The following is a 19750-nucleotide window of genomic DNA, read 5'->3' as shown; positions in this document are numbered from 1 at the left end:
TCTCTTGTCCGTCCTCTCTGAAAGGACATTTGTAAACACAACGCAGACATTTAAGTTACAAACATTATAATGGGGGATTCTTTTTTTGACAAGATGACATTTGTTGAAAAACAAATCATGAAAACGCTTTAGTTATTGATACAATAAGATTCTATATATTCAGAAATATTTTTGTAAGAAAATCTCCCGACCCGCTCAGGCCGGCCGGAAGAAACGTCAAATCTCGGTCTTTGCCGGCTTCCCTCCCAGGACAAGCGCAATATTTTCCGCACAAAGCCTCATCATAGCTTCTCTCGTTTCGACAGTGGCGCTGCCGATGTGAGGCAGTGCAGTCACTTGCGGCAGACTGGCGAGCGGGTGATCCTTTTGCACAGGTTCTTCCGCAAAGACGTCGAGTCCTGCGCCGGCAATATCTTTTTCGACCAGCGCTTCATATAAATCGTCTTCATTGACAACCTGTCCTCTTGAGACGTTGATAAAAATAGCAGAGCACTTCATCTTTTTAAAAGCGCTGCGGTTAAACAGATGCTTCGTTTCATGAGTCAGAGGTGTCAGGCAGACAACAAAATCCGCCTGTTCAAGCAGTTCGCCAAAGGACAGATAGGATGCGCCCAGTTCGGCTTCTGCCTCGGGATTGCGGGTGCGGTTATGATATAAAATTTTCATGTCAAAGCCTTTCGCCCGCCGGGCGACGGCTTGTCCGATACTCCCCATCCCGACGATGCCGATCGTTTTATGATGGACATCCGCACCGGCCAAAAGCAGCGGCCCCCAGCCCGTCCACTTGCCATGTCTAATCCAGTCGCTTGCTTCGACGATTCTGCGGGCGGACGCCATCAGCAGAGCAAACGTCAAATCTGCCGTTGACTCTGTCAGCACGCCGGGCGTGTTGCAGCAGATGACGCGATGCTTTTTCGCAGCCTCCACATCGATGTTGTCATAGCCTACCGCCAAGTTGGCCACCACTTTTAAATGTGGCGCGCCTTTTAAAAGCTCCTCATCAACAGTGTCGGAAAGCATCGTCAACAGTCCGTGCGCCTTTTTTGCTTTTTCCGTCAGGATGGCGCGCGGGCACGGTTCTTCTTCCTTTTCCCACATCTCAATATGGGCCTCTTCTTTTAACGCAGAAAGCTGTTCTTCAGGTAATTTTCTCGTCACATATACAAACGGTTTGTCCATGCTGCCTCGTTCCTTTCTAAGAGTAGCTTCCTATCTAAGCATATCGAAAAAATCCGGAAATGTTAATATGAAGAAAAGAACACCGCGGCGCCTATGGTGTCCTTTTCAGCCAATTGACAGGCGGCATGCTCATCAATCCTGGAGATCTCATGCCCGCCATTTCTTGAAAGCCGTTCAGGAATTGCTCATATGCCGGCGCCTGAGACAATAAATGGTCGAGTCTGCTTTCAAAATAATGGTGCTCTGATTCAGGAGAAATATAGTACCCTTCAACCGTCTCAAAATAGTGGAGCGGAAACAGCAGCCTGCTGTACATCAGCCGCTTAGAAAATGAAGAAAGCGGTGCGGCTTGTTCGTATTGCTGAAGAAACAATGCGATTTCATTGAGGCTTTTCCTTTCGTGAAACAAGCTTCTGGCGTATTCCGCAAGATCCCTGGCTGCATGATCAAACACCCATTCCATCGGGATTTGAATTAGCGGCTCGCGCCTTAAAGCCTCGCAGGTGAGCCGCTGCTGGCAAATCGTTCCGGAGTCAGCGGCCTGCGGCTGATCATCCAATTCGGTATCGGCTAAATATTGAATCGCATTTTCGGTTAAACCGAGATAATAAGGAAACGATTCGATAAATTGTTTTTCAAAAGGCTGAAGCTGTCTTGCCTGCGTTTTTTGAATCCAGAATTGTTCCAGCTGGTCGAGCCGTTTCCCCCAAAGGTCTTTCCACTGCCCGATCCGCGAGGTTTCTTTTACCTCGTAAGGGTATCCTCTTCCCTTATGATGAAATTCGGCCAGCTCCGCCCCAAATGAAACAGACCTGTTTGTCATGCGGGGAGCAGCTTGAAGAAGCACATATGAGACACCATTCTCCGCAAACGTCATCTCCCCGTCCTTTGTCAATATAAAAGATGAAACGTATGGGTCGCGCTGTTCTTGCAAATACTGACTCATACTAAACAATTCCGCCAGCTCATCCTGACTCAAGTGGGAAACAGGGACGATCAAAAACATCGAACTCGGAGTATGAAAAGCCTGATAAGACAAGTACGATGTAAGATCGCGAATGTAGATGCCGAATTTTTCTTTGATCAGTTCCTTCACGGACATCACTTCCTGAAAAATTTTTCTCCTTCTACACATCGTAATCATGAAGGAATTCGATTATGAATCGATCTGGAAAAAGAGTTCTAAAATCGTTACATTTTTAAGGTTGTTTGTATACACTAAGTAAAAAAAGATTGGGTGAAAATGATGCCGGAAAACAACAGCATGCATCAAATCGAAACAGCAGCAAAAGAATGGCTTGAGAAACGGGGCGTCAAGATTTCGGAAATTGCCGATCTTGTCTACGTACTGCAGAAGAAATATCATCCAAACTTGACAAAAGAAGAATGTGAAGAGAATGTCAACCGGGTCATGAAAAAACGCGAAGTTCAAAACGCCGTGCTCACAGGGATTCAATTGGATATGCTGGGTGAGCAAAAAAAGCTCATGGAACCGCTCCAAACCTTAATCGAGACAGATGAAAGCCTGTACGGCGTCGATGAAATCTTATCCTTCTCCATTGTGAATTTGTATGGATCAATTGGTTATACAAATTATGGATATATTGATAAAATCAAACCGGGGGTGCTTGCACGTTTAAACGATAAATCAACAGGCGAATGCCACACATTTTTGGATGATATCGTCGGAGCGATTGCGGCAGCCGCATCCAGCAGACTGGCGCATCGAGCAAAAGATGCGGAATAAGCCATTAAAAAACACTTGTCTATAAAAGACAAGTGTTTTTTTGCGTTTAGATGCGATCCATCCAGTCTGTCAGTGAATCAATGACATATGTCGGCTTTTCCTGATAGGCTTCAAGGTGTTCTTTTTTGGTCACACCCGTATGAACGAGAAGCGTATCCATCCCGGAATTCATTCCCGCCATAATATCCGTATCATAATTGTCTCCGACCATCAGCGTTTCACTGATATCTGTGCCGAGCACCTTCATCGCCTGCTCCATGATGATCGGCTCCGGCTTGCCGATAAAAATAGGTTCTGTGCGCGTGGAAACGGTTAATACTGATGTAAGAGAACCATTGCCTGGCAAGAGCCCTCTTTCTGTAGGAATGGCGATATCGCCGTTAGTCGAGATGAATGTGGCGCCGTTGCGGATGGCAAGGCACCCGACGGCAAGCTTTTCATATGTAATGCCGCGGTCGATGCCGACGACGACAAAGTCGGCGTCTTCTCCGCCGAACGCCAGTCCTTTTTCCTCAATGGCCTGACGGATGCCTTCTTCACCGATCACATATACTGAAGCATCTGGTTTTTGTTCGGCGATAAAATTGGCGGTCGCCATGCTGGTTGTGAATACCTGGCTCTCTTCGGCCGGAATATCGAATGAAACAAGCTTGTCCGCCACTTGCTTCGGCGTACGCGAGGAGTTGTTCGTGACGAACAGGTACGGGATGTTCCGGTCTTTCAGCTTCCTTACGAATTCGCATGCTTCTTCGATTTTTTCCGTCCCTTTGTACATTGTTCCATCCAGATCAATTAAGTATCCTTTGTATGTTTTCATGTTGTACACTCCAGTTCGTTTAGTGCGGTTTGAATGCGGATACCGGACCGAGTTCATGGTTTAAATAATCGCGGATTCGCGCCGGAAATTTCTCAAGCGTTTCCGCATGCCTGCTGAGCAGCTCGTCCAATTCTTCATGGTTGACATTCAGGTAGTCTTGAACCAATGTCTTCCGATAGGCGATCAAATGTTTCAGACTGTCGCCTTCCGCTTGGCTGACAACCTTTTCATCGGTCAGTATATCCATAATGTCGTCATAGCTTCCAGGATCTCTCATAATAAAGCCGTCAATCATATCGTTCCCGATATCCAATATACATTCGATCAGCGTGTGGCCGATTCGTTCGAGCGCTTTTTTTTCGACGTCGGAAGTCCATTCCTCCTGCGTTTGATAGAGCCGAAGCTCCTCTTCCAGGAAGTTCAGCGTGTTTTCGATTTTGTGTCGATCGACAAAATACATCATCAGAGCATCCCCTTTTATGATCGCTTATTTTCGCATACGTTTTAAAACAAAGTAGGCACATCCGAAATTGCAGTACTCGTAAATATATTCATCAAGCGTGCTGATCTTCGTATCAAATGTGGCCTTTTGATTTTGATCGTCAAAAAAGCCTTTCAGTCTCAGCTGGCTGTATCCCCAATCCCCGACGATGTAGTCATATTTATTTAAAATGTCGGAGTATCTGGCTTTAAACGCTTCTTCGTTAAAACCGTTTTTCACATCTTTGACGACTTCAAATGCAGCGTTCTGAACGACAATCATTCTTTTCACCTCTTTTATATGATAATTCAAACCCGAGCCGCCATCAATTGCTAAGAATAAATCCTCCCCGTTGGAAAAGCTATAAATGAGGAGGAAAAGCAAAATGAATAAAAAAATTCTTTTAGCCGGGCTGCTCACGGTGCCTTTAGCAGGATGCCAGACGGCCTTAAACGATACCGAACACAATATATATGACGAAGACGGAAATACCGTTCACGTTGCGGACAAGAACCCTCAATATCAGGAAAAGTTCAGAAATGACAACCGAAAAGGCAGATTTGGATATGCGCGCCATCAGGCAACACCAGTCGCAAACAAGGAAGAAATGCAGGCGCCCCAAATCGACCGGGAAGAAATGGCACATATTATATCTAGTTTAACGGTTCAGCTTCCCAATATTCAAGATGCGTCAGCACTTGTGACAGACGAAGAAGCGCTTGTCGTGTACAAAACGGACTCCGGGCAGCGCGAACAGACGGCTGATCAAGTCAAAAAGACGGCGGCATCCGTCATTCCGAGATATTACCACATCTATATTTCCGATGACCCGAACATGATGCAATCCGTCGCCAACTTCAGCCGGCTTGGAGCCAATTCAAGAAACGTCGATCAGCTGATGGCCGATACGATTAAGGAAATGCAAAAATCGCCGCAAGGCAAAACAACGACAGGTACAGATGAAAACGGCCTTGACGGAAAAGGAAAAGCGACCGAATCCTGACCTGAAAATAAGAAAAACGCCAGCGCAAATGGCTGGCGTTTTTTCATCCAATGTTATGCCTGCGCCTGGCGTTTTTTAGACGCTTCATTCACCTGTTCATCGGCATGGTATGAAGAGCGGACGAGCGGCCCTGCTTCACAGTGGCTGAAGCCTTTTTCCATGGCGATTTCTTTCAGCTCGGCAAACTCGTCAGGATGGTAATATTTCTGTACTTTAATATGTTTTTTGGACGGCTGCAGATACTGGCCGATTGCCATGATGTCGACGTTGTTCGCAAGAAGGTCGTCCATTGTTTCGATGATTTCTTCTTTTGTTTCGCCGAGGCCGATCATAATGCTGGATTTCGTCGGGATGTCCGGCTGCATCTCTTTGGCGCGGCGCAAAAATTCCAATGATCTTTCGTATGTAGCTCTCGCACGGACTCTCGGCGTCAGGCGGCGGACCGTTTCAATATTATGGTTTAAAATGTCCGGACGCGTATCCATCAGCGTTTTCAAATTATTATAGTCTCCGCCCATGTCAGACGGGAGAACTTCAATTGTTGTAAATGGACTTTTTCTCCGGACGGCGCGTACGGTTTCAGCGAATACCCCCGCTCCTCCGTCTTTTAAATCGTCACGGGCAACGGCTGTAATGACCGCGTGTTTCAGGTTCATGATGCTCACAGAATCTGCGACTCTTTCCGGCTCATTCAAGTCAAGTTCTGTCGGCAGCCCCGTCTTCACCGCACAGAAGCGGCAGGCTCTCGTACAGACAGATCCGAGAATCATAAAGGTCGCGGTACGTCTGACGGCCCAGCATTCGTGGATGTTCGGACATTTCGCCTCTTCGCAGACCGTATGGAGGTTGTTTTCCCGCATTAATTTTTTTAAGCCCGTATAGTTTTCATTTGTGTTCAGCTTGATTTTAAGCCAGTCGGGCTTTCTTAGGTGCTCGTCTTTCTTTGCCAATTCCATCATCTCCATTGTGGATTGTAGTCATGTTCAATACGAAATTTGTGACATAGCGCCGGATGTGTCCCCCTGCTTTGGAACCGCTTAAATAAAAAATCTAAATCTTCATCTTAAGTCACTTTAACATAGTACAGATTTGTGAACAAGAGCTTGATTAGACAAGATGGAATTTCTAACATTTTCTTATTATCGATTTCTGCAGATGTCATAAACTAACCGTATTCAAACTGAAAGGAGCTAAGGACACCGTGAAAGCTGTATTATCCGTTCTCATCCTCCTTTTGCTCATATTGCAGCCGTGCGCTCTTGCAAAGGAGAAAAAAGAGCCCGATCTGCAAAAGAGAATGGCCCTTTATCATAAAACCGAAGCTGCAACCCATATTCCTTGGTATGTTTTCGCGGCTGTCGACCAATACGAAATCAATATCCGCAAAAACCGCAAGGACTTGCCGAAGCAAAAAGGGCACATCGGGATATATATTCCACAAAGCGTGTGGAGCGGACCTGAAAACCCCAACCCAAAAGATACATCGCCGCTCAGCATCAAGGTTTTTGACGGAATTGGAATGGACGGAAACGGAGACGGATTGGCGGAATCGGATCAGGATGAAGACGTCCTTTATACGTTTGGACAATACTTGTTGACATACGGAAGGGACATTGAAAATATCCGCATCGGCCTGTGGGAGTTTTATGAAAGGGATCAGACGGTCGGCATCATATCAGGATTTATCAGGCTTTTTCAAAAATACGGCCATATTGATTTGGGCAAGCACGCCTTTCCTCTTCCCGTAAGATCAGATTACAGCTATAGAAGCACATGGGGAGATGCCCGCGGATTCGGAGGCAGGCGCATTCATGAAGGGACGGATTTGTTCGCCCATTACGGCCTCCCCGTCCGGTCGACATGCTACGGTATTGTTGAAATGAAAGGCTGGAACCGTTTCGGCGGATGGCGGATCGGAATCAGAGACATCAACAATACGTACCATTATTTTGCCCATTTGAACGGATTCACAAAAGGCTTGAAAGTAGGAGAAATCGTCGAGCCCGGCCAGGTGATCGGCTCGGTCGGAGCGACGGGATACGGGCCGCCGGGAACATCGGGAAAATTCCCGCCCCATCTTCACTACGGCATGTATAAAGACAACGGTAGAACCGAGTGGTCTTTTGATCCTTATCCTCATTTAAGGGCATGGGAACGGAAGGAACTTCGAAAGAAAAAATAAAAGACATCCCTATTTCAAAAGAATAGGGATGTCTTTTTTTCAGAGGTTAACCGGCTTGGCTTTTCTTGCTTTTCACAACCGCATTGATGATGCTTGCGGCCAAGCCTCCCCAAATGATGACGATGCCGATCACCATCATTGCTATAGATGCGCCGTTCATGAGGAAACCTCCTTGTCATGTTGAAATGGCGTATATTTCAGCCCGTTCTTCCATTTTGAAAGCGAAAGGATAAATCCGGCTGCGATCGCTCCAACAGCGACGCACCATCCCCATTTGAGGAGGAATTCTACCGGCAGATCACCGTAGGCTGTTGTGATATTCGTCTTGATATTATCAAACATCATATACCCCAGAACAATCGGCGTGACGACGCTCAGGCAGATTCTCCACCAGGCGCCGAGCTGAATGTCGGAAACCGAATTGGCGTGAGCCTGCAGAGCTTTCAGCTCTTTCGCAAACCATGCAATCGCAACGACTTCGATCAATCCGGCAAGAGCCACTCCGAAATTGTTGATAAAGTAATCGGCCGCATCGAGAAAGAACAGCCCGCCTTTCGTCGCAAATACGAGCGAACACAATGCAGCAGCCCCTCCGCCGACCAGGACGGCTTTCCGCCGCGGAACATTGAATTTATCCTGAATCGCGGCAACATATGTTTCAGAGATAGAAATGAGAGACGACAGACCAGCCAAAACAAGCGAGCCAAAGAATAAAAATCCGAAAAGCGCATTAAACGCTGGAAACTCATTGATGATCTTCGGAAAGACGACGAACGCCAAACCGATTCCGGAAGAGACGACTTCTTTGACTGGAACACCTTGCTGCGCTGCCATAAAGCCCAGCGCACTGAATACCCCAATCCCGGCCAGCAGTTCGAACGACGAGTTCCCGAAGCCGGTGATGAACGCATTGTTTGTAATATCGGATTTTTTCGGCAAATAGCTGGAATACGTAATCATGATGGCAAACGCAATCGACAGACTGAAGAAAATTTGACCGTATGCCGCAACCCAAACTTTTCCGTTTGTAATCTGGCTCCAATCAGGCGTGAAAAACGCATTCAGCCCTTGGGCAGCTCCATCAAGTGTAATCGAATAAATGACGATGATTAAAAATAAGACCACGAGCAGCGGAATGAAAATACGGTTCGCAATTTCGATTCCTTTTTTGACTCCGGCAAATAAAATGCCTAAGGAAACAATCCAGACAATCGCGAGCGGAATCAGGACGCCCGGCACGAAGCCGCCGAATTGGCCTATGGCTCCTCCTCCAATATCAATTCTGTTTAAATATTCATTCATCAGGAAATTTTCTGTATTTTTACCCCATCCTAAATTGAAAGAAAAGACAGTGTAAGAAATGGCCCATGCCACGATAACGGCATAATACGTCGAGATGACAAAAGAGATGGCGACCTGCCACCAGCCGATCCACTCCTTCCCTTTCCCCATCCGGGCATAGGACAGCGGGGCTGAGCCTCTGTATTTATGACCGATTGTAAATTCCATGATGAGAAGAGGAATTCCTGCTGTCAAGAGTGCGAACAAATATGGCAGAAAGAACGCGCCTCCTCCGTTTTCATAAGCTACAGCTGGGAACCTCCAAATATTCCCCAAACCGATCGCAGAACCGACAGCTGCTAAAATAAAACCCGCTCTTGTTCCCCATTGCGGACGATTATCCATAAGCTTCCTCCTTTACCTTTTCGAAACATCTGAAAACAGCGAATTTTCTAATAATTATTATTATTGAATAGTATATACAGTCTTTTTGCCTAAGTCAAAGTATTTTTTTAAGAAAATAGACGCATGCCGTTTCTAGGCCATGAAAAAAAGCATTCTGCCTGATGTTTGCAGAACGCCTGGAAATCATTACTCATTTTGTTCCTTTTTTTGCTCTGTTTTTTCATCCTTTGAAGGGATTTGAATCGATGGCGACGTCTGGCTGCCGCTGCCGCTGTAGAAGTCGGGTACTTCTCCGTGCACGGCTTGAATCGTTGCCGGGATCGTATTTTTGACAACCGCCGTTTTTGTCGCAAACGGTATGACGACACGGACCTTGACTTCGACAAGAATCCCGATATTAATTAATGCATTATTAATTCCGTACGGCTCCACGCTTTTCTTGAAATCTGTAAAAACATCTCCTACAACATTAAAGCGCACCGGGATTTTCGGCCCGAGGTTTCCAAGCAGGGAATTTCCCGTTGTCTGGCCGAGAGGAATTTGATAAATCACGCCGTCACTCTTGTCTTCCGGCGTTTTCGCAGAAGAATTAAATTCTTCTGTTTCCGTTACTTTCAAGTTTTCATGCAGCCGTTTCGTAATCTTGGTTTGCATATCGCGAACAACATGGGAATTGAAATTGATCGTTGTCACTTTCCCGTTTTCATTTGTCTTCATTTCGACCATGTTTTGCACATTTTCATCTTGGTTCATATAATCCTCGACAGCTTCCTGGATGACGTGGGTCGCAATCCGGTTCGTTTCCATTTCAGCGATGTTCAGAAGCGTCGGTTTGATGGATGAGTTGATAATCAACAGGCTGATGGCCGTTGAAAAAATAAAAAATACAAACGAAAGCAGCATGACATATCGAAAAGGCAAAGGTCCTCTTTTTGACAGAGGGCCGCGAAGTCTTCGCAAGCAAAATCCCCCCTTACATCACAAGTGTATGCTTGTAAGAGGGGATATACGATTCAATCAGACAACTTTATTTCACCATTTTTAAAAGGGCATCTTTTCCGCTCATTCCGGGATGGATGCCGAGCTCTCTGGCCGCATCGGTTACAGATTCGAGCGGGGCTTCGAGAAGCTGATCGATCGTCCGCACACCGACGGCTCTGGCGGCGACAATTTTCCGGTCTTTTAATTTATCATTCAGCAGGGCGACATCAAGCGCTCCGCACATAATATATCCATGGTCATTGGTTACCGCCATAAAGTTCGTTTTCGGCAGTTTGACCGTTACAGCCGTAAACGGCTGATCTTCTATCATAATCGGAGTTAAATTTACCATCGCTATCCCTCCTTTACCATTAATGTATGATAAAGTGAGAGACATGTTCCGGTTTGCCCCGAATCTTAGAGATCTGTTTAGGACCGGTTTGCTTTTTTAAGCTTCCAGGCGAGCAGATCGCGCAGGAATTCAGGCATAAAGTAGTCAATATCTTCCGCATCGCGAATAACCGGAAACAGCATTCCGAGTGTAAACATGTCAATCGTGGCGATCGTGTAGAACACATCATCTTCAATGTCCGCTCCGTTGACGGAGAGCTTTTCCGGATCAAGGCCGGCATACAGCATTTTCCCCATCACTTCGCCGCGAAAACCGAGCCCTTTAATGCGCAGCTTCTCGGTTTGTTCTGATGATGCATGAAGGATGACCTCTTTCAGCTCACGTCCCGTCAGCTTCAGTTTGACCGGATTAATCGGATGCGGACAGATGCGGTGAACATCGGCTTTCGTCACCGGACCTTGTGAAAGAGATTCCAGCACAATGCCTGAGTTGACCATTCCGATCTCTGCCTCACACCATTCCTTTAAGGCGTCTGCCAGCATTTGCGGAAGGGCGCTTCTGCGGAACCAGGCGGTTTCAAGGGTGTTGTCCAATGTCGCAATTTCTTCTTCAAGGAGCTGTCCGGCTTCTTTCTCTTTTTCCTTCAGAAAACGAATCGTCTCCTCTGATTCTACGTTCCATTCTGCCGTCTTCATCACGGTTGCTGTGATGTTCTCAAGCGTTCCGTTATACGTCAGTTCAATATGACCGACATAGTTCCCGTACTTTTCCGCGCAGGCCAGCATAACGCCGTCTTTCATCATCCCTTCTTCAAGCAGATGATGGGTGTGGGAGCCGAGGATCAAGTCGATTTCGGGAAAAGCCTCCGCGACGCGCTGATCATCCAAAATACCAAGGTGTGAAAGAAGGATGACAGTATCGGCTTTTCCTTTGATTTCACTGAGCATCTCGCTGATGCTTTCAAATGCGTCTGTAACCGTCCAGCCAAGCTGTCGATAGATCGGATAATACGGGACTGTCACACCGAGAATGGCAAGAGTTGCACCGCTCTTCACCTTTTTGAGCAAATACGGCGCTGCCCAGCCGGGCCTCTTCCCTTCTCCGTCAAACAAATTGGAAACAATGACAGGAAACTGAGCGTTATCATAAAGTGTATCCAGCTCCTGGTGCGGCAGTGTAATTCCTTCATTATTCCCGATCGTTGCAGCATCATACTGCAGACGGTTCAACAGCTCCACATTTGCTTTTCCGAAGGTGGCCTCAGATATCGGATGGAATCTGTCGACATGATCGCCGAGGTCGAATAAAAGCACTTCTTCCCCCTGCTCTTCATGTTGTTGTCTTTGTGTTTGAATATAATCGACGATTTTCGGCCAGTTTTCAAAATGGCTGTGCAAATCGTTCGTATGGTAAATATGGAGCTTTTCCGTCATGCAAATCTCTCCCTAACGTTTAACTAAACACGCCTTGATAGATTAATCTGATTCCAATGATGATCAATACGAACCTCATGATCAATACGATCGTCTTTGTCTGCATCTTTTTGTTAATGTAGGCGCCGAGCTGTCCGCCAAACCAGGCGCCCGGGATCAATGCGAGCGCATAAAGCCAGTTGACATGGCCCGCGATGACATGGCCGGCAGAGCCCGCGACAGATGAAAGGAAAATGATAAACATGGATGTCGCAACAGCGACCCTTGTCGGAAATAAAAACAGAAGAATCATCGCCGGCACCATCAGCGAGCCGCCCCCGATGCCGAAAAGCCCGCCGAGGAAGCCGACGAAAAAGGCGATCGCGATTCCGGCTAAAGGATGATATGAATACGTATATTCCTGTCCTTCATCTCCTGTGAACGTTCTGATAACGCCCGTATGCTTTTTCTCGGCAGGTTTCACCTTTTTCTTTATCATTAAGGAAAGGGAAATGAGAATCATAAAAATCCCGAACCATAGAGAAAACGAGTCTGAGCTGAAATATGTCGATACATGGGCACCTGCGATGCTGCCCGGCCCCGAGCCGATGAAAAAAATAAGGCCGCTTTTATAATCTACGGTTTTATACTTCATATACGCAAGCGTTGAAGAAAGCCCTGTGAATATGATGACGACGAGCGATGTGCCGACCGCCATTTGCGGTGTCACATGGTCAAACAGCATCGGCAGCCCCGCCAGAAAAAGGAGCGAGGGAACGATGACGATCCCTCCGCCGAGCCCGACAAGACTGCCGATGGTTCCTGCGATAAATCCGAGTATGATCAAGATAAGATATTCCATAAAATAAGTCCTCTTTTCTAGCTGAATAAATCGAGCTGCCTTGGCGTAAGCCCTTTGTATTCAATGTCGAGCAGCTCCATCATTTGCTTCCCGTTTTGAGCCGCATCACCGCCTGAATTGTTATTAAACAGCACGTAAACATTTTTCGACTGCTGTTCAAGCAGCTCAAGGTTGTTCTTCCAGTCTTTTAATTCTTGTTCATTATATAAATACAAATATCTGACCTCACGCCAATTTTGACCGGAAGACGGCCTTAACCAGCCTTCCTTGTTGCGGCCGTGAAAACGGACGAGCGTTTTCCGGCTGTCAGTCGCATGAAGAACCGTCGGTATGCTGCCTTCGCCCGCCTGGGGTTCATCGCAAATGCTGTGAATCCATTGCTGTTCCTCCATAAAAGCAAGCGTTTTGTCGTAAAACTGGGGCATAAACCATGACCGATGCCTGAATTCAAGCGCACACGGTATATCTCCCATTTTCTCTTTTACCCATCTTAAATAATTGACGTTTTCTTTTTTGCAATCAAACCATGGCGGAAACTGAAAGAGGACCATCGCCAGCTTACCCGCTTTTATGTATGGCGTTAACGAAAGCTTAAAAGCAGCAAACATATCGTCTTTCGTTTCAAAGGGGATTTCCCCGCGCTGATGCCCTGTCATTCCCTGATATGCCTTAATGATAAACTGAAAGGTTTCCGGCGTCTCCTTTACCCATTTTTCATTGTTCCGCTCGGGCTGTATCGCGTAAAAACTCGCATCAAGCTCGACGATCGGAAAATGCGCCGAATAGTGGATCAGCTTGTTTTGACTGCTTGTCTTGGGCGGATACAGGCTGTCATGATCCCCCCATCCTGTTAATCCAATATAAATCAATGCAGCTCACCTCTTCTTTTAGTTTATCACAGGTTTTTTTCGAAAATCTTGATCCAGGTCTGCTTGTAGCATTTCCTTTTTCAGCGGCGGGATACTTGAACATGAAAAAGAAGCCGGACATCCGGCTTCTTTTAACGGGCTTTCTTCGGAAAAAGGGTAAAGCTGAAACTGTACAGAAAATCGATAACAAGGATGATCGACCATAAAGAAGCGATGCGGATTAACGGCCCGGTTCTATCCGGGTCGCCGATGAACAGATGCATCCCGGCCAACAGCGCCGCTCCGATCAGCCATGCGATAAAATGTCGCAACCAGCCTTCACGCTCTTTTTTGGCATGTTCCCTGCCGTACTGCGGGCCTTTGTCAGGCTTCGAACCGCCGGCAAAGCGATAGGCGAACCTTTCATCCGCCCATTTGATCATGCGGCTCCCGAACGCGATGCTGACGCCGATATAAACGGCGGCGATGCCGTGCAAAACATCCGCTTGTGCCCCATTGTGCAGATCAAGCGCCGTTGCAGCCAAAAGCAGCAAATCCAAAACCGGTGTGCATGCAAACATGATCAAGCCAGCCTTTTTCCAGCCTGCCATATAGCGAAAGATAAGTCCAAGCATAATAAAAATCCAAAAACCGATCTCACAGGCTATAATCAATAAACCAATCACCTTTTTCCGCCTCTCTTTTTTAACACATTTGTACTAAAAAATTATAACACAGATGTATTAAATAATACAGCCGTGTTATAATGTGTGTATGCCAAAAATTGTTGATCACGAAAAACAAAAAGAAAAAATTGCAGAAGCGGTGTGGAATGTGATTCACAGAGATGGACTTGAACAATGCACCGTCAGAAATGTCGCTAAGGAAGCCGGACTTTCGGCCGGGTCGATGCGCCATTATTTTCCTCATCAGTCTGAGCTTTTCATTTATTCAATGAGGCTTGTGGCAAACCGGGTCAAAACGCGTATTGAAAACATGACATTTAACGGTCCACCGGCTGAAAACGTCAAACAGCTTCTTTTTCAGCTTATGCCTCTTGATGAAGAGCGAAAACTGGAAATGGAAGCATGGTATGCATTTACAGCCAAATCGCTCAGCGATCCGGAGCTCAAACCGTTGAGAAAGGAGATGAATGAAGGCATTTATTCAGCCTGCAAATCGGCTGTTGAAATGCTGGTGAAAACTGGTGCAAAGCCGGGGATCGATGTTCTAAAGGAAACCGAGCACCTGTACGCCCTTGTCGACGGGCTGGCGCTTCATTTGATCATGAACCCTGAAAGGCTGACGGCCGAAAGGATCGATGCTGTATTGGCGGGTTATTTTAGATCGTTGGAATAGGAACAGATGAATCGCATTGCACCAGAGGAGAGCCCGATTATCAAACTCCGAAGACTTTTCACACACAAATAAGGAAAAGCAGGCTTCTCAGCCTGCTTTTCTTGATTTAATGCTCTTGTTTGAGATTTTCAAGGATTTCTTTCTTCATTTCTTCAACATTTCTTTTGAAAATTTCAATTTCGTATGTTTCTTTTACATCTGGAGGCAAGCTTTCATTCGACGGTTCCCGGAAAAGTGTATTGACCTTCGGCCTGAAAAACATTTTCGGCCGCACCGCATCATGCACGCCTAGCTCAGCAATCATCCCGTTTTTGACGCCGATATCGGTTTTCCTTACGCCTTCCGGTCACACGACGGAAGCGCCTTTCAAAAGCAAGTCAAACGTTTTCATGAGATTAGCCTACTCATGATAGAAATCCAGAGCCGCCTGAAGCGCATTTCCCGGCGATACAGAAGCACCTGTCCGTATGAGAACCGCTTCGAGAGCTGCCAATGTAAAAAGAACATTTTCTTTCCGGCAGCTGTACCCCATCGTCCCGATTCTCCATATCTTTCCGGCCAACGGCCCGAAAGAGCTGGCGATTTCGACGCCGAAGTCGTCGAGCATCATCTTCCTGACAAGATCCGCGTCAACCCGATCAGGCACTTTCACACAAGTGACGGTCGGCAGCTTTTTCCGGCCTTCCGTAAACAGTTCGAGTCCCATCGCTTTGATGCCCTTGATGAGCGCTGCTTCATGGAGCCGGTGTCTTGAGAATCGCTCACTGAGTCCCTCCTCAAGAACGACCCGCGCTCCTTCGCGCAAGCCGTACAGCATCGAAGTCGCTTCTGTATGATGATTGAGGCGCCTCGGGCTCCAATAATCCATCAGCATGCCGAGGTCAAAATAATTGCTGGGAATCGGCAAGCGTCCTGTTTCAAGCTCGATATCTTCTCTTGTGGCAATGCCCCGTTCTACCTTTTTCCTTTCATTGATGCGCTTTTCAACCCGGCTGTTAAAAGTGATCGGCGCCATACCGGAAGGAACGGATAAACACTTTTGCGTACCTCCGACGACCGCGTCAAGGCACCATTCATCCGTATTGACATCCGTGCCGCCGATTGTAGCCACCGCATCGACTACACAAAGCACATCAAGCTCCCGGCAGGCCCGGCCGATTTCTTCGAGCGGCTGAATGCATCCCGTCGATGTCTCACCGTGCACTACCGCAACAATCTCCGGTTTCGTCCGTTTGATTTCGGAGATGATCTCTTTCGGTTCAAAAACGTCTCCCCATGGGCATTCCATTGTATAAACATCAGCCCGGTACCGTTCGCAAATCTCGGCAAGCAGATAGCCGAACCGTCCGAAAATGGGAATGAGCACCCGGTCCCCCGGTTTGATGAGACTGGCAAGGACGGCTTCAAGCCCGGCCCGCGATGTCCCATCTATCGGAAATGCCCATTTATTTGTCGTTCGGAAAATCTGCCGGAGCAGCGCCATGACGTCGTTCATCATGTCTGTAAATGCAGGGTCGAATTGTCCCAGTACAGGTGAGGAAAGCGCCCTCAGCACTCTCGGATGAACCTCAACAGGACCGGGAGTCATAATTGTTCGTTTCGGAATATTCATTTCGCCAATTGTCATGTAAAGAAACTTCCTTTCTTTTTTCTTGTTATATTTCTTTACAACTTTATATATAAATACAAGTTTACTGGTAACATAAAAAATAAGCATCGGCATAAATGTCATAAATTCGCTCGTTTTTTGTTGAAAATGACTAAAATGACAAAGGAGGTCTGTACAGATCAATGAATATCTATGACATGATGAAACTCCCCGTGTTTAATGGCGCAATGCTTGCCGCCGGAAAAACGGGCGGGACCCGGAACATCGAACACATCAATATGATGGATGCACCAGATATTGCCGATTATCTGCATCATGGCGAGCTCCTCGTCACGACCGCTTATCATTTGAAAGACCGGCCTTTTTTATTGAAGGAATTGATTGAAAAGATGATCAGGCGGGGCTGCGCCGGACTCGGCATCAAAACGCGTTTTTTGCAGGAAATACCCGAAGAGGTGATCAAGCTTGCCGACGAGCAGTCTTTTCCGATCATCGAGCTAAATGAAGATGTCCGCCTCGGTGATATTGTCAATCATACACTGAGCCATATTTTAGACAAACGGACGGCAGAACTCGAACAGGCCATCACCGCCCAAAAAAAGTTCACAAGCCATATTATGAGCGGAAAAAGCATTCAATCGCTCTTGCATAACGTCTCTGCTATTTTGAACCTTCCCGTTCTTTTATTCAATCAGCACCTCAAGCCGATCGCCTCCTCAAAAGCGGAAGCAGCCGGGACGTTTTCGCTTTATGAAGGAATATTTCAAAAAGGAAGCAAAACGGGGTTCTCCTGCTTTTCAACGCTTTCCGACAAACAAACCTATTCGGTATTTCCAATCTATACTCATGAAAAAAAAAGCGGCTTCCTCGTTATCTGTGGAATGATTACCGCTTCAGACAAAGGCTTGCTGTTAACACTCGAACAAGCCGCCAATGTCATCGCCTTTGAGCTGATGAAGGAAAATGCGCTCAAGCAATATTCACGAAGAGCGCGGAACGAGTTTTTCAGCAATTTTTTAGACGGCGCCTTTTCTTCGGCTGAAGAAATCAAAAACCGGGCCAAAGAATTTCAGCTCAAGTGGGATCAAAAATATGTGTGCATCGCCGGCAAATTGGACCGCCGCGAAAAATCACTCAGCTTCACGGAGAATCAGCTTGAATCAGATTCCGTGTTCGAGCGCCTGGAAGAAGAGCTGGTTGAGTTCCCGTTTCCCCCGCACCTTTTCACAAAAGGAAACGTATGCTTCCTGCTGGCCGAGGCGACGGACAGCTGGGCTGAAATGAATGCAGCCGTGGGCGGATTTTTAAAGACGTTTCAGCGCCATGCATATGAGCATTTTCAGCGGACGATCTCTTTCGGAATCAGCAACCTCAGCCATCAGCTGAGCGACGTTCCGCACATTTGCAAAGAAGCCGTCGACGCGCTCCACTCCGGCCATTTGTCAGGCAGCACCGAGTTCATTCAGACGTATCATATGAAAGACGTGTCAGAGCTTTTGCGCATGATTCCGGCTGATGATTTGAAGACATTTTACACGCATGCGCTGCATCAGCTTGCCAGCCTGCCGAAGGATGACCCAGGGCTCCTGCAAACATTGTCCGTCTATCTGGAAACGCACTGTCAGATTTCTGAAACAGCCAAGCGCCTGTACATCCACAGAAACACCGTCATCTACAGGCTTGAAAAATGCGAGGAACTGCTCGGGAAAAGTCTGAAAGATGCGGACACGACCCTGCGCTTGAGACTGGCGCTCAGAATTCAAATGCTGTTTGGGTTATAAGAAATTTCAACAGTTTTTTTCCGCGCGGCAATCGGAGGATGTAAAGCTGGTGATTTGAGCATTTCACTATAGAAAAAAGCCGGCATATGTGCCGGCTCCCTTATACTTTTTCGGGAATTGTGCGTGCCTGCTGCTTCCGTCCCCAGCTGACTGCCGCCAAAAAGCTGAGCACGAGAACGACCGCACCAAAAATATATGGAATTTCTACGTTCACATCGAATAACAGACCGGCCACCGTCGGTCCAACGATGTTGGCAAGACTCATAAACGCATTGTTCATGCCTGCGGCAAAGCCCTGTTCATCACCGGCCATTTTTGAAATCAGCGTATTAATCGCCGGACGGAGGATGGACGTCAGCATGAAGAAAACAATCGTTGCTCCGAAAACGAGCCAGTACGAACCGGCAATCGAGCAGACGGCAAGCGCTCCGGCAGAACCGATCAGCGTCATGTTCATCAGCTTTTTTTCGCCGAAGCGGTTCGTCAGCATCCCGAGAGCCACCGCCTGGACGAATACGCCGATCAAACTTGCCGCTGTAATGACAAAGGCAATGTCTCCCGGTGTGAAGCCGTGCTTATGATCGACATAAAGGCTGAATACCGCCTCGAAATTCATGATTCCGAAGTTCAAGATGAACACGAGGACAAACAGAAAAGCATACGGCGATCGCAGCGCGCGCGCCATTTGCTTAGGAAGCGGTTCGCGCTTTTGAGCGGAGCGGCGCTTTTCAAGCATCTTTTCTTGACTGAGCGTTTCCGGAAGGACAAGAAGCGATAAAACCGTCGCCAAGCCGGCTAATCCGGCTGACACGTAAAACGGGAAGGTGAGCCCGAACGCCGCCAAATATCCGCCTGCTCCCGGACCGATGACAAAGCCTAGAGACATCGCGGCGCTGATCAGCCCCATCCCTTTGCTTCGATCCTTTTCTGACGTGATGTCAGCGATGTAGGCAAACATGGCCGGCACCAAAAACGCGGCTCCCGCTCCGCCGAGAAGGCGGGAAACAAACAGCAGCCACATCTGGCTCGCCAAGGCGAAAAGCAGCTGGGAAACCGCAAACGCACCGATGCCTAAAATGATCATTTTCCGTCTTCCGTATTTATCAGTCATTTCCCCGGCAGCGGGCGAAAACAGCAGCTGGGTAATCCCCGAAGCCGCAATCAGCAATCCGAGCGTGCTGCCTGACGCGCCGAATTCTTCTATAAACGTAGGCATGAGTGGAATAATCAAGCCTATACCAAGCATAACGATGAATACGTTCAGCATGAGAATATACAGTCTGGCCATCTTTTTCATCCGCGGATACCTTCCTTCAGCCCGGAAATACCGGACAATCTTAAATTCGAACAATTACTAAATTAGTATATCCACAGATAGGTTTAAAGTCTAGTTTTTTCATATTTTTGCATATTTTTTCTTCTCAAGGGAGAATAGGAAAATAAAAAAAGCG

The 19750-nt window shown here is 47.2% G+C and carries 22 protein-coding genes; 5 read left to right on the top strand and 17 right to left on the bottom strand.

Annotation, left to right across the window (positions count from 1 at the left end):
* Positions 1-216 precede the first annotated feature (216 nt).
* Both H2R00_RS19480 and yutH read right to left on the bottom strand, forming a co-directional pair.
* Complete coding sequence (locus H2R00_RS19480) at positions 217-1179, bottom strand: 2-hydroxyacid dehydrogenase (protein WP_182070122.1); 963 nt, start codon at positions 1177-1179, stop codon at positions 217-219.
* 91 nt (positions 1180-1270) lie between these two features.
* A complete protein-coding gene (yutH, locus tag H2R00_RS19475) occupies positions 1271-2281 on the bottom strand; it encodes a spore coat putative kinase YutH (RefSeq protein ID WP_182070121.1) in 1011 nt (336 codons plus the stop codon).
* A gap of 144 nt (positions 2282-2425) precedes the next feature.
* On the opposite strand from yutH, the gene H2R00_RS19470 reads away from it, so the two are divergent.
* Positions 2426-2926 (top strand): phosphatidylglycerophosphatase A family protein, encoded by a 501-nt coding sequence (locus tag H2R00_RS19470; RefSeq protein WP_154999211.1) that lies wholly within the window; start codon positions 2426-2428, stop codon positions 2924-2926.
* Positions 2927-2972: 46 nt separating this feature from the next.
* Here H2R00_RS19470 and H2R00_RS19465 read toward each other — a convergent pair whose 3' ends face one another.
* The 3 genes from H2R00_RS19465 to H2R00_RS19455 are packed head-to-tail and all read right to left on the bottom strand — an operon-like array spanning position 2973 to position 4506.
* A complete protein-coding gene (locus H2R00_RS19465) occupies positions 2973-3743 on the bottom strand; it encodes a TIGR01457 family HAD-type hydrolase (RefSeq protein WP_154999142.1) in 771 nt (256 codons plus the stop codon).
* 19 nt (positions 3744-3762) lie between these two features.
* Positions 3763-4203, bottom strand: a complete 441-nt coding sequence (locus H2R00_RS19460) for a DUF86 domain-containing protein (RefSeq protein ID WP_035339277.1) — start codon at positions 4201-4203, stop codon at positions 3763-3765.
* A gap of 27 nt (positions 4204-4230) precedes the next feature.
* Positions 4231-4506: a YutD family protein gene (locus tag H2R00_RS19455; protein ID WP_026588639.1), complete on the bottom strand. Its 276-nt coding sequence runs from the start codon at positions 4504-4506 to the stop codon at positions 4231-4233.
* 103 nt (positions 4507-4609) lie between these two features.
* Here H2R00_RS19455 and H2R00_RS19450 point away from each other — a divergent pair, with 103 nt between their 5' ends.
* Positions 4610-5227 (top strand): YhcN/YlaJ family sporulation lipoprotein, encoded by a 618-nt coding sequence (locus tag H2R00_RS19450; protein ID WP_182070120.1) that lies wholly within the window; start codon positions 4610-4612, stop codon positions 5225-5227.
* A 53-nt stretch (positions 5228-5280) separates the two neighbouring features.
* Here the strand turns inward: H2R00_RS19450 and lipA are convergent, their stop codons facing one another.
* Positions 5281-6177 (bottom strand): lipoyl synthase, encoded by an 897-nt coding sequence (gene lipA / locus H2R00_RS19445; protein WP_076788921.1) that lies wholly within the window; start codon positions 6175-6177, stop codon positions 5281-5283.
* 251 nt (positions 6178-6428) lie between these two features.
* Between lipA and H2R00_RS19440 the strand changes: the two genes are divergently transcribed.
* A complete protein-coding gene (locus H2R00_RS19440) occupies positions 6429-7409 on the top strand; it encodes a M23 family metallopeptidase (protein WP_154999140.1) in 981 nt (326 codons plus the stop codon).
* A 46-nt stretch (positions 7410-7455) separates the two neighbouring features.
* On the opposite strand, the gene H2R00_RS19435 is transcribed toward H2R00_RS19440, so the two are convergent.
* The 8 genes from H2R00_RS19435 to H2R00_RS19400 all read right to left on the bottom strand — a co-directional run bounded on the left by H2R00_RS19435 (position 7456) and on the right by H2R00_RS19400 (position 14236).
* On the bottom strand, positions 7456-7569 hold the full coding sequence (locus H2R00_RS19435) for a methionine/alanine import family NSS transporter small subunit (protein WP_003184985.1): 114 nt from the start codon (positions 7567-7569) through the stop codon (positions 7456-7458).
* A complete protein-coding gene (locus tag H2R00_RS19430; protein ID WP_182070119.1) occupies positions 7566-9095 on the bottom strand; it encodes a sodium-dependent transporter in 1530 nt (509 codons plus the stop codon). Before H2R00_RS19430 ends, H2R00_RS19435 begins: the two co-directional genes overlap by 4 nt.
* Positions 9096-9281: 186 nt before the next feature.
* Entirely contained in the window at positions 9282-10055 is a 774-nt protein-coding gene (gene yunB / locus H2R00_RS19425) for a sporulation protein YunB (RefSeq protein WP_154999138.1), read from the bottom strand.
* Positions 10056-10122: 67 nt separating this feature from the next.
* Positions 10123-10428, bottom strand: coding sequence for a YunC family protein (locus H2R00_RS19420; RefSeq protein WP_154999137.1), 306 nt, complete (start codon positions 10426-10428; stop codon positions 10123-10125).
* Positions 10429-10505: 77 nt separating this feature from the next.
* On the bottom strand, positions 10506-11861 hold the full coding sequence (locus H2R00_RS19415; RefSeq protein ID WP_182070118.1) for a bifunctional metallophosphatase/5'-nucleotidase: 1356 nt from the start codon (positions 11859-11861) through the stop codon (positions 10506-10508).
* Between the two features lie 19 nt (positions 11862-11880).
* Positions 11881-12702: a sulfite exporter TauE/SafE family protein gene (locus H2R00_RS19410; protein WP_154999135.1), complete on the bottom strand. Its 822-nt coding sequence runs from the start codon at positions 12700-12702 to the stop codon at positions 11881-11883.
* A gap of 17 nt (positions 12703-12719) precedes the next feature.
* Positions 12720-13571: a DUF72 domain-containing protein gene (locus H2R00_RS19405; protein WP_182070117.1), complete on the bottom strand. Its 852-nt coding sequence runs from the start codon at positions 13569-13571 to the stop codon at positions 12720-12722.
* A gap of 131 nt (positions 13572-13702) precedes the next feature.
* Positions 13703-14236 carry a hypothetical protein gene (locus H2R00_RS19400; protein ID WP_182070116.1) on the bottom strand — a complete coding sequence of 178 codons (534 nt, stop codon included), beginning with the start codon at positions 14234-14236 and terminating at the stop codon, positions 13703-13705.
* An 88-nt stretch (positions 14237-14324) separates the two neighbouring features.
* Here H2R00_RS19400 and H2R00_RS19395 point away from each other — a divergent pair, with 88 nt between their 5' ends.
* Positions 14325-14909 carry a TetR/AcrR family transcriptional regulator gene (locus H2R00_RS19395; RefSeq protein WP_182070115.1) on the top strand — a complete coding sequence of 195 codons (585 nt, stop codon included), beginning with the start codon at positions 14325-14327 and terminating at the stop codon, positions 14907-14909.
* A gap of 106 nt (positions 14910-15015) precedes the next feature.
* Here H2R00_RS19395 and H2R00_RS19390 read toward each other — a convergent pair whose 3' ends face one another.
* Together H2R00_RS19390 and H2R00_RS19385 are read right to left on the bottom strand one after the other, a co-directional pair.
* The gene (locus H2R00_RS19390; protein ID WP_182070114.1) at positions 15016-15213 is read right to left on the bottom strand and encodes a hypothetical protein; all 198 of its coding nucleotides are present in this window, start codon (positions 15211-15213) and stop codon (positions 15016-15018) included.
* A gap of 96 nt (positions 15214-15309) precedes the next feature.
* Positions 15310-16536, bottom strand: coding sequence for a pyridoxal-phosphate-dependent aminotransferase family protein (locus tag H2R00_RS19385; RefSeq protein WP_182070113.1), 1227 nt, complete (start codon positions 16534-16536; stop codon positions 15310-15312).
* Between the two features lie 164 nt (positions 16537-16700).
* Between H2R00_RS19385 and H2R00_RS19380 the strand changes: the two genes are divergently transcribed.
* Positions 16701-18299, top strand: coding sequence for a PucR family transcriptional regulator (locus H2R00_RS19380; protein ID WP_182070112.1), 1599 nt, complete (start codon positions 16701-16703; stop codon positions 18297-18299).
* Positions 18300-18399: 100 nt separating this feature from the next.
* Here H2R00_RS19380 and H2R00_RS19375 read toward each other — a convergent pair whose 3' ends face one another.
* Positions 18400-19596: an MFS transporter gene (locus H2R00_RS19375; RefSeq protein WP_154997986.1), complete on the bottom strand. Its 1197-nt coding sequence runs from the start codon at positions 19594-19596 to the stop codon at positions 18400-18402.
* Positions 19597-19750 lie beyond the last annotated feature (154 nt).

The organism is Bacillus haynesii, assembly GCF_014042035.1.
In the GTDB taxonomy this organism is placed as follows: Bacteria; Bacillota; Bacilli; order Bacillales; family Bacillaceae; genus Bacillus; species Bacillus haynesii.
This window is presented reverse-complemented; position numbering and strand designations above follow the sequence as displayed.

What these genes read in the sequence shown, in the direction of transcription:
- H2R00_RS19390 (WP_182070114.1), bottom strand. Translation starts at nt 15,213, where the DNA reads ATGATTGCTGAGCTAGGCGTGCATGATGCGGTGCGGCCGAAAATGTTT.
- H2R00_RS19470 (WP_154999211.1), top strand. Translation starts at nt 2,426, where the DNA reads ATGCCGGAAAACAACAGCATGCATCAAATCGAAACAGCAGCAAAAGAA.
- H2R00_RS19420 (WP_154999137.1), bottom strand. Translation starts at nt 10,428, where the DNA reads ATGGTAAATTTAACTCCGATTATGATAGAAGATCAGCCGTTTACGGCT.
- H2R00_RS19415 (WP_182070118.1), bottom strand. Translation starts at nt 11,861, where the DNA reads ATGACGGAAAAGCTCCATATTTACCATACGAACGATTTGCACAGCCAT.
- H2R00_RS19375 (WP_154997986.1), bottom strand. Translation starts at nt 19,596, where the DNA reads ATGAAAAAGATGGCCAGACTGTATATTCTCATGCTGAACGTATTCATC.
- H2R00_RS19385 (WP_182070113.1), bottom strand. Translation starts at nt 16,536, where the DNA reads ATGACAATTGGCGAAATGAATATTCCGAAACGAACAATTATGACTCCC.
- H2R00_RS19465 (WP_154999142.1), bottom strand. Translation starts at nt 3,743, where the DNA reads ATGAAAACATACAAAGGATACTTAATTGATCTGGATGGAACAATGTAC.
- H2R00_RS19450 (WP_182070120.1), top strand. Translation starts at nt 4,610, where the DNA reads ATGAATAAAAAAATTCTTTTAGCCGGGCTGCTCACGGTGCCTTTAGCA.
- H2R00_RS19410 (WP_154999135.1), bottom strand. Translation starts at nt 12,702, where the DNA reads ATGGAATATCTTATCTTGATCATACTCGGATTTATCGCAGGAACCATC.
- H2R00_RS19395 (WP_182070115.1), top strand. Translation starts at nt 14,325, where the DNA reads ATGCCAAAAATTGTTGATCACGAAAAACAAAAAGAAAAAATTGCAGAA.
- H2R00_RS19435 (WP_003184985.1), bottom strand. Translation starts at nt 7,569, where the DNA reads ATGAACGGCGCATCTATAGCAATGATGGTGATCGGCATCGTCATCATT.
- yutH (WP_182070121.1), bottom strand. Translation starts at nt 2,281, where the DNA reads ATGTCCGTGAAGGAACTGATCAAAGAAAAATTCGGCATCTACATTCGC.
- H2R00_RS19380 (WP_182070112.1), top strand. Translation starts at nt 16,701, where the DNA reads ATGAATATCTATGACATGATGAAACTCCCCGTGTTTAATGGCGCAATG.
- H2R00_RS19455 (WP_026588639.1), bottom strand. Translation starts at nt 4,506, where the DNA reads ATGATTGTCGTTCAGAACGCTGCATTTGAAGTCGTCAAAGATGTGAAA.
- H2R00_RS19430 (WP_182070119.1), bottom strand. Translation starts at nt 9,095, where the DNA reads ATGGATAATCGTCCGCAATGGGGAACAAGAGCGGGTTTTATTTTAGCA.
- H2R00_RS19480 (WP_182070122.1), bottom strand. Translation starts at nt 1,179, where the DNA reads ATGGACAAACCGTTTGTATATGTGACGAGAAAATTACCTGAAGAACAG.
- H2R00_RS19460 (WP_035339277.1), bottom strand. Translation starts at nt 4,203, where the DNA reads ATGTATTTTGTCGATCGACACAAAATCGAAAACACGCTGAACTTCCTG.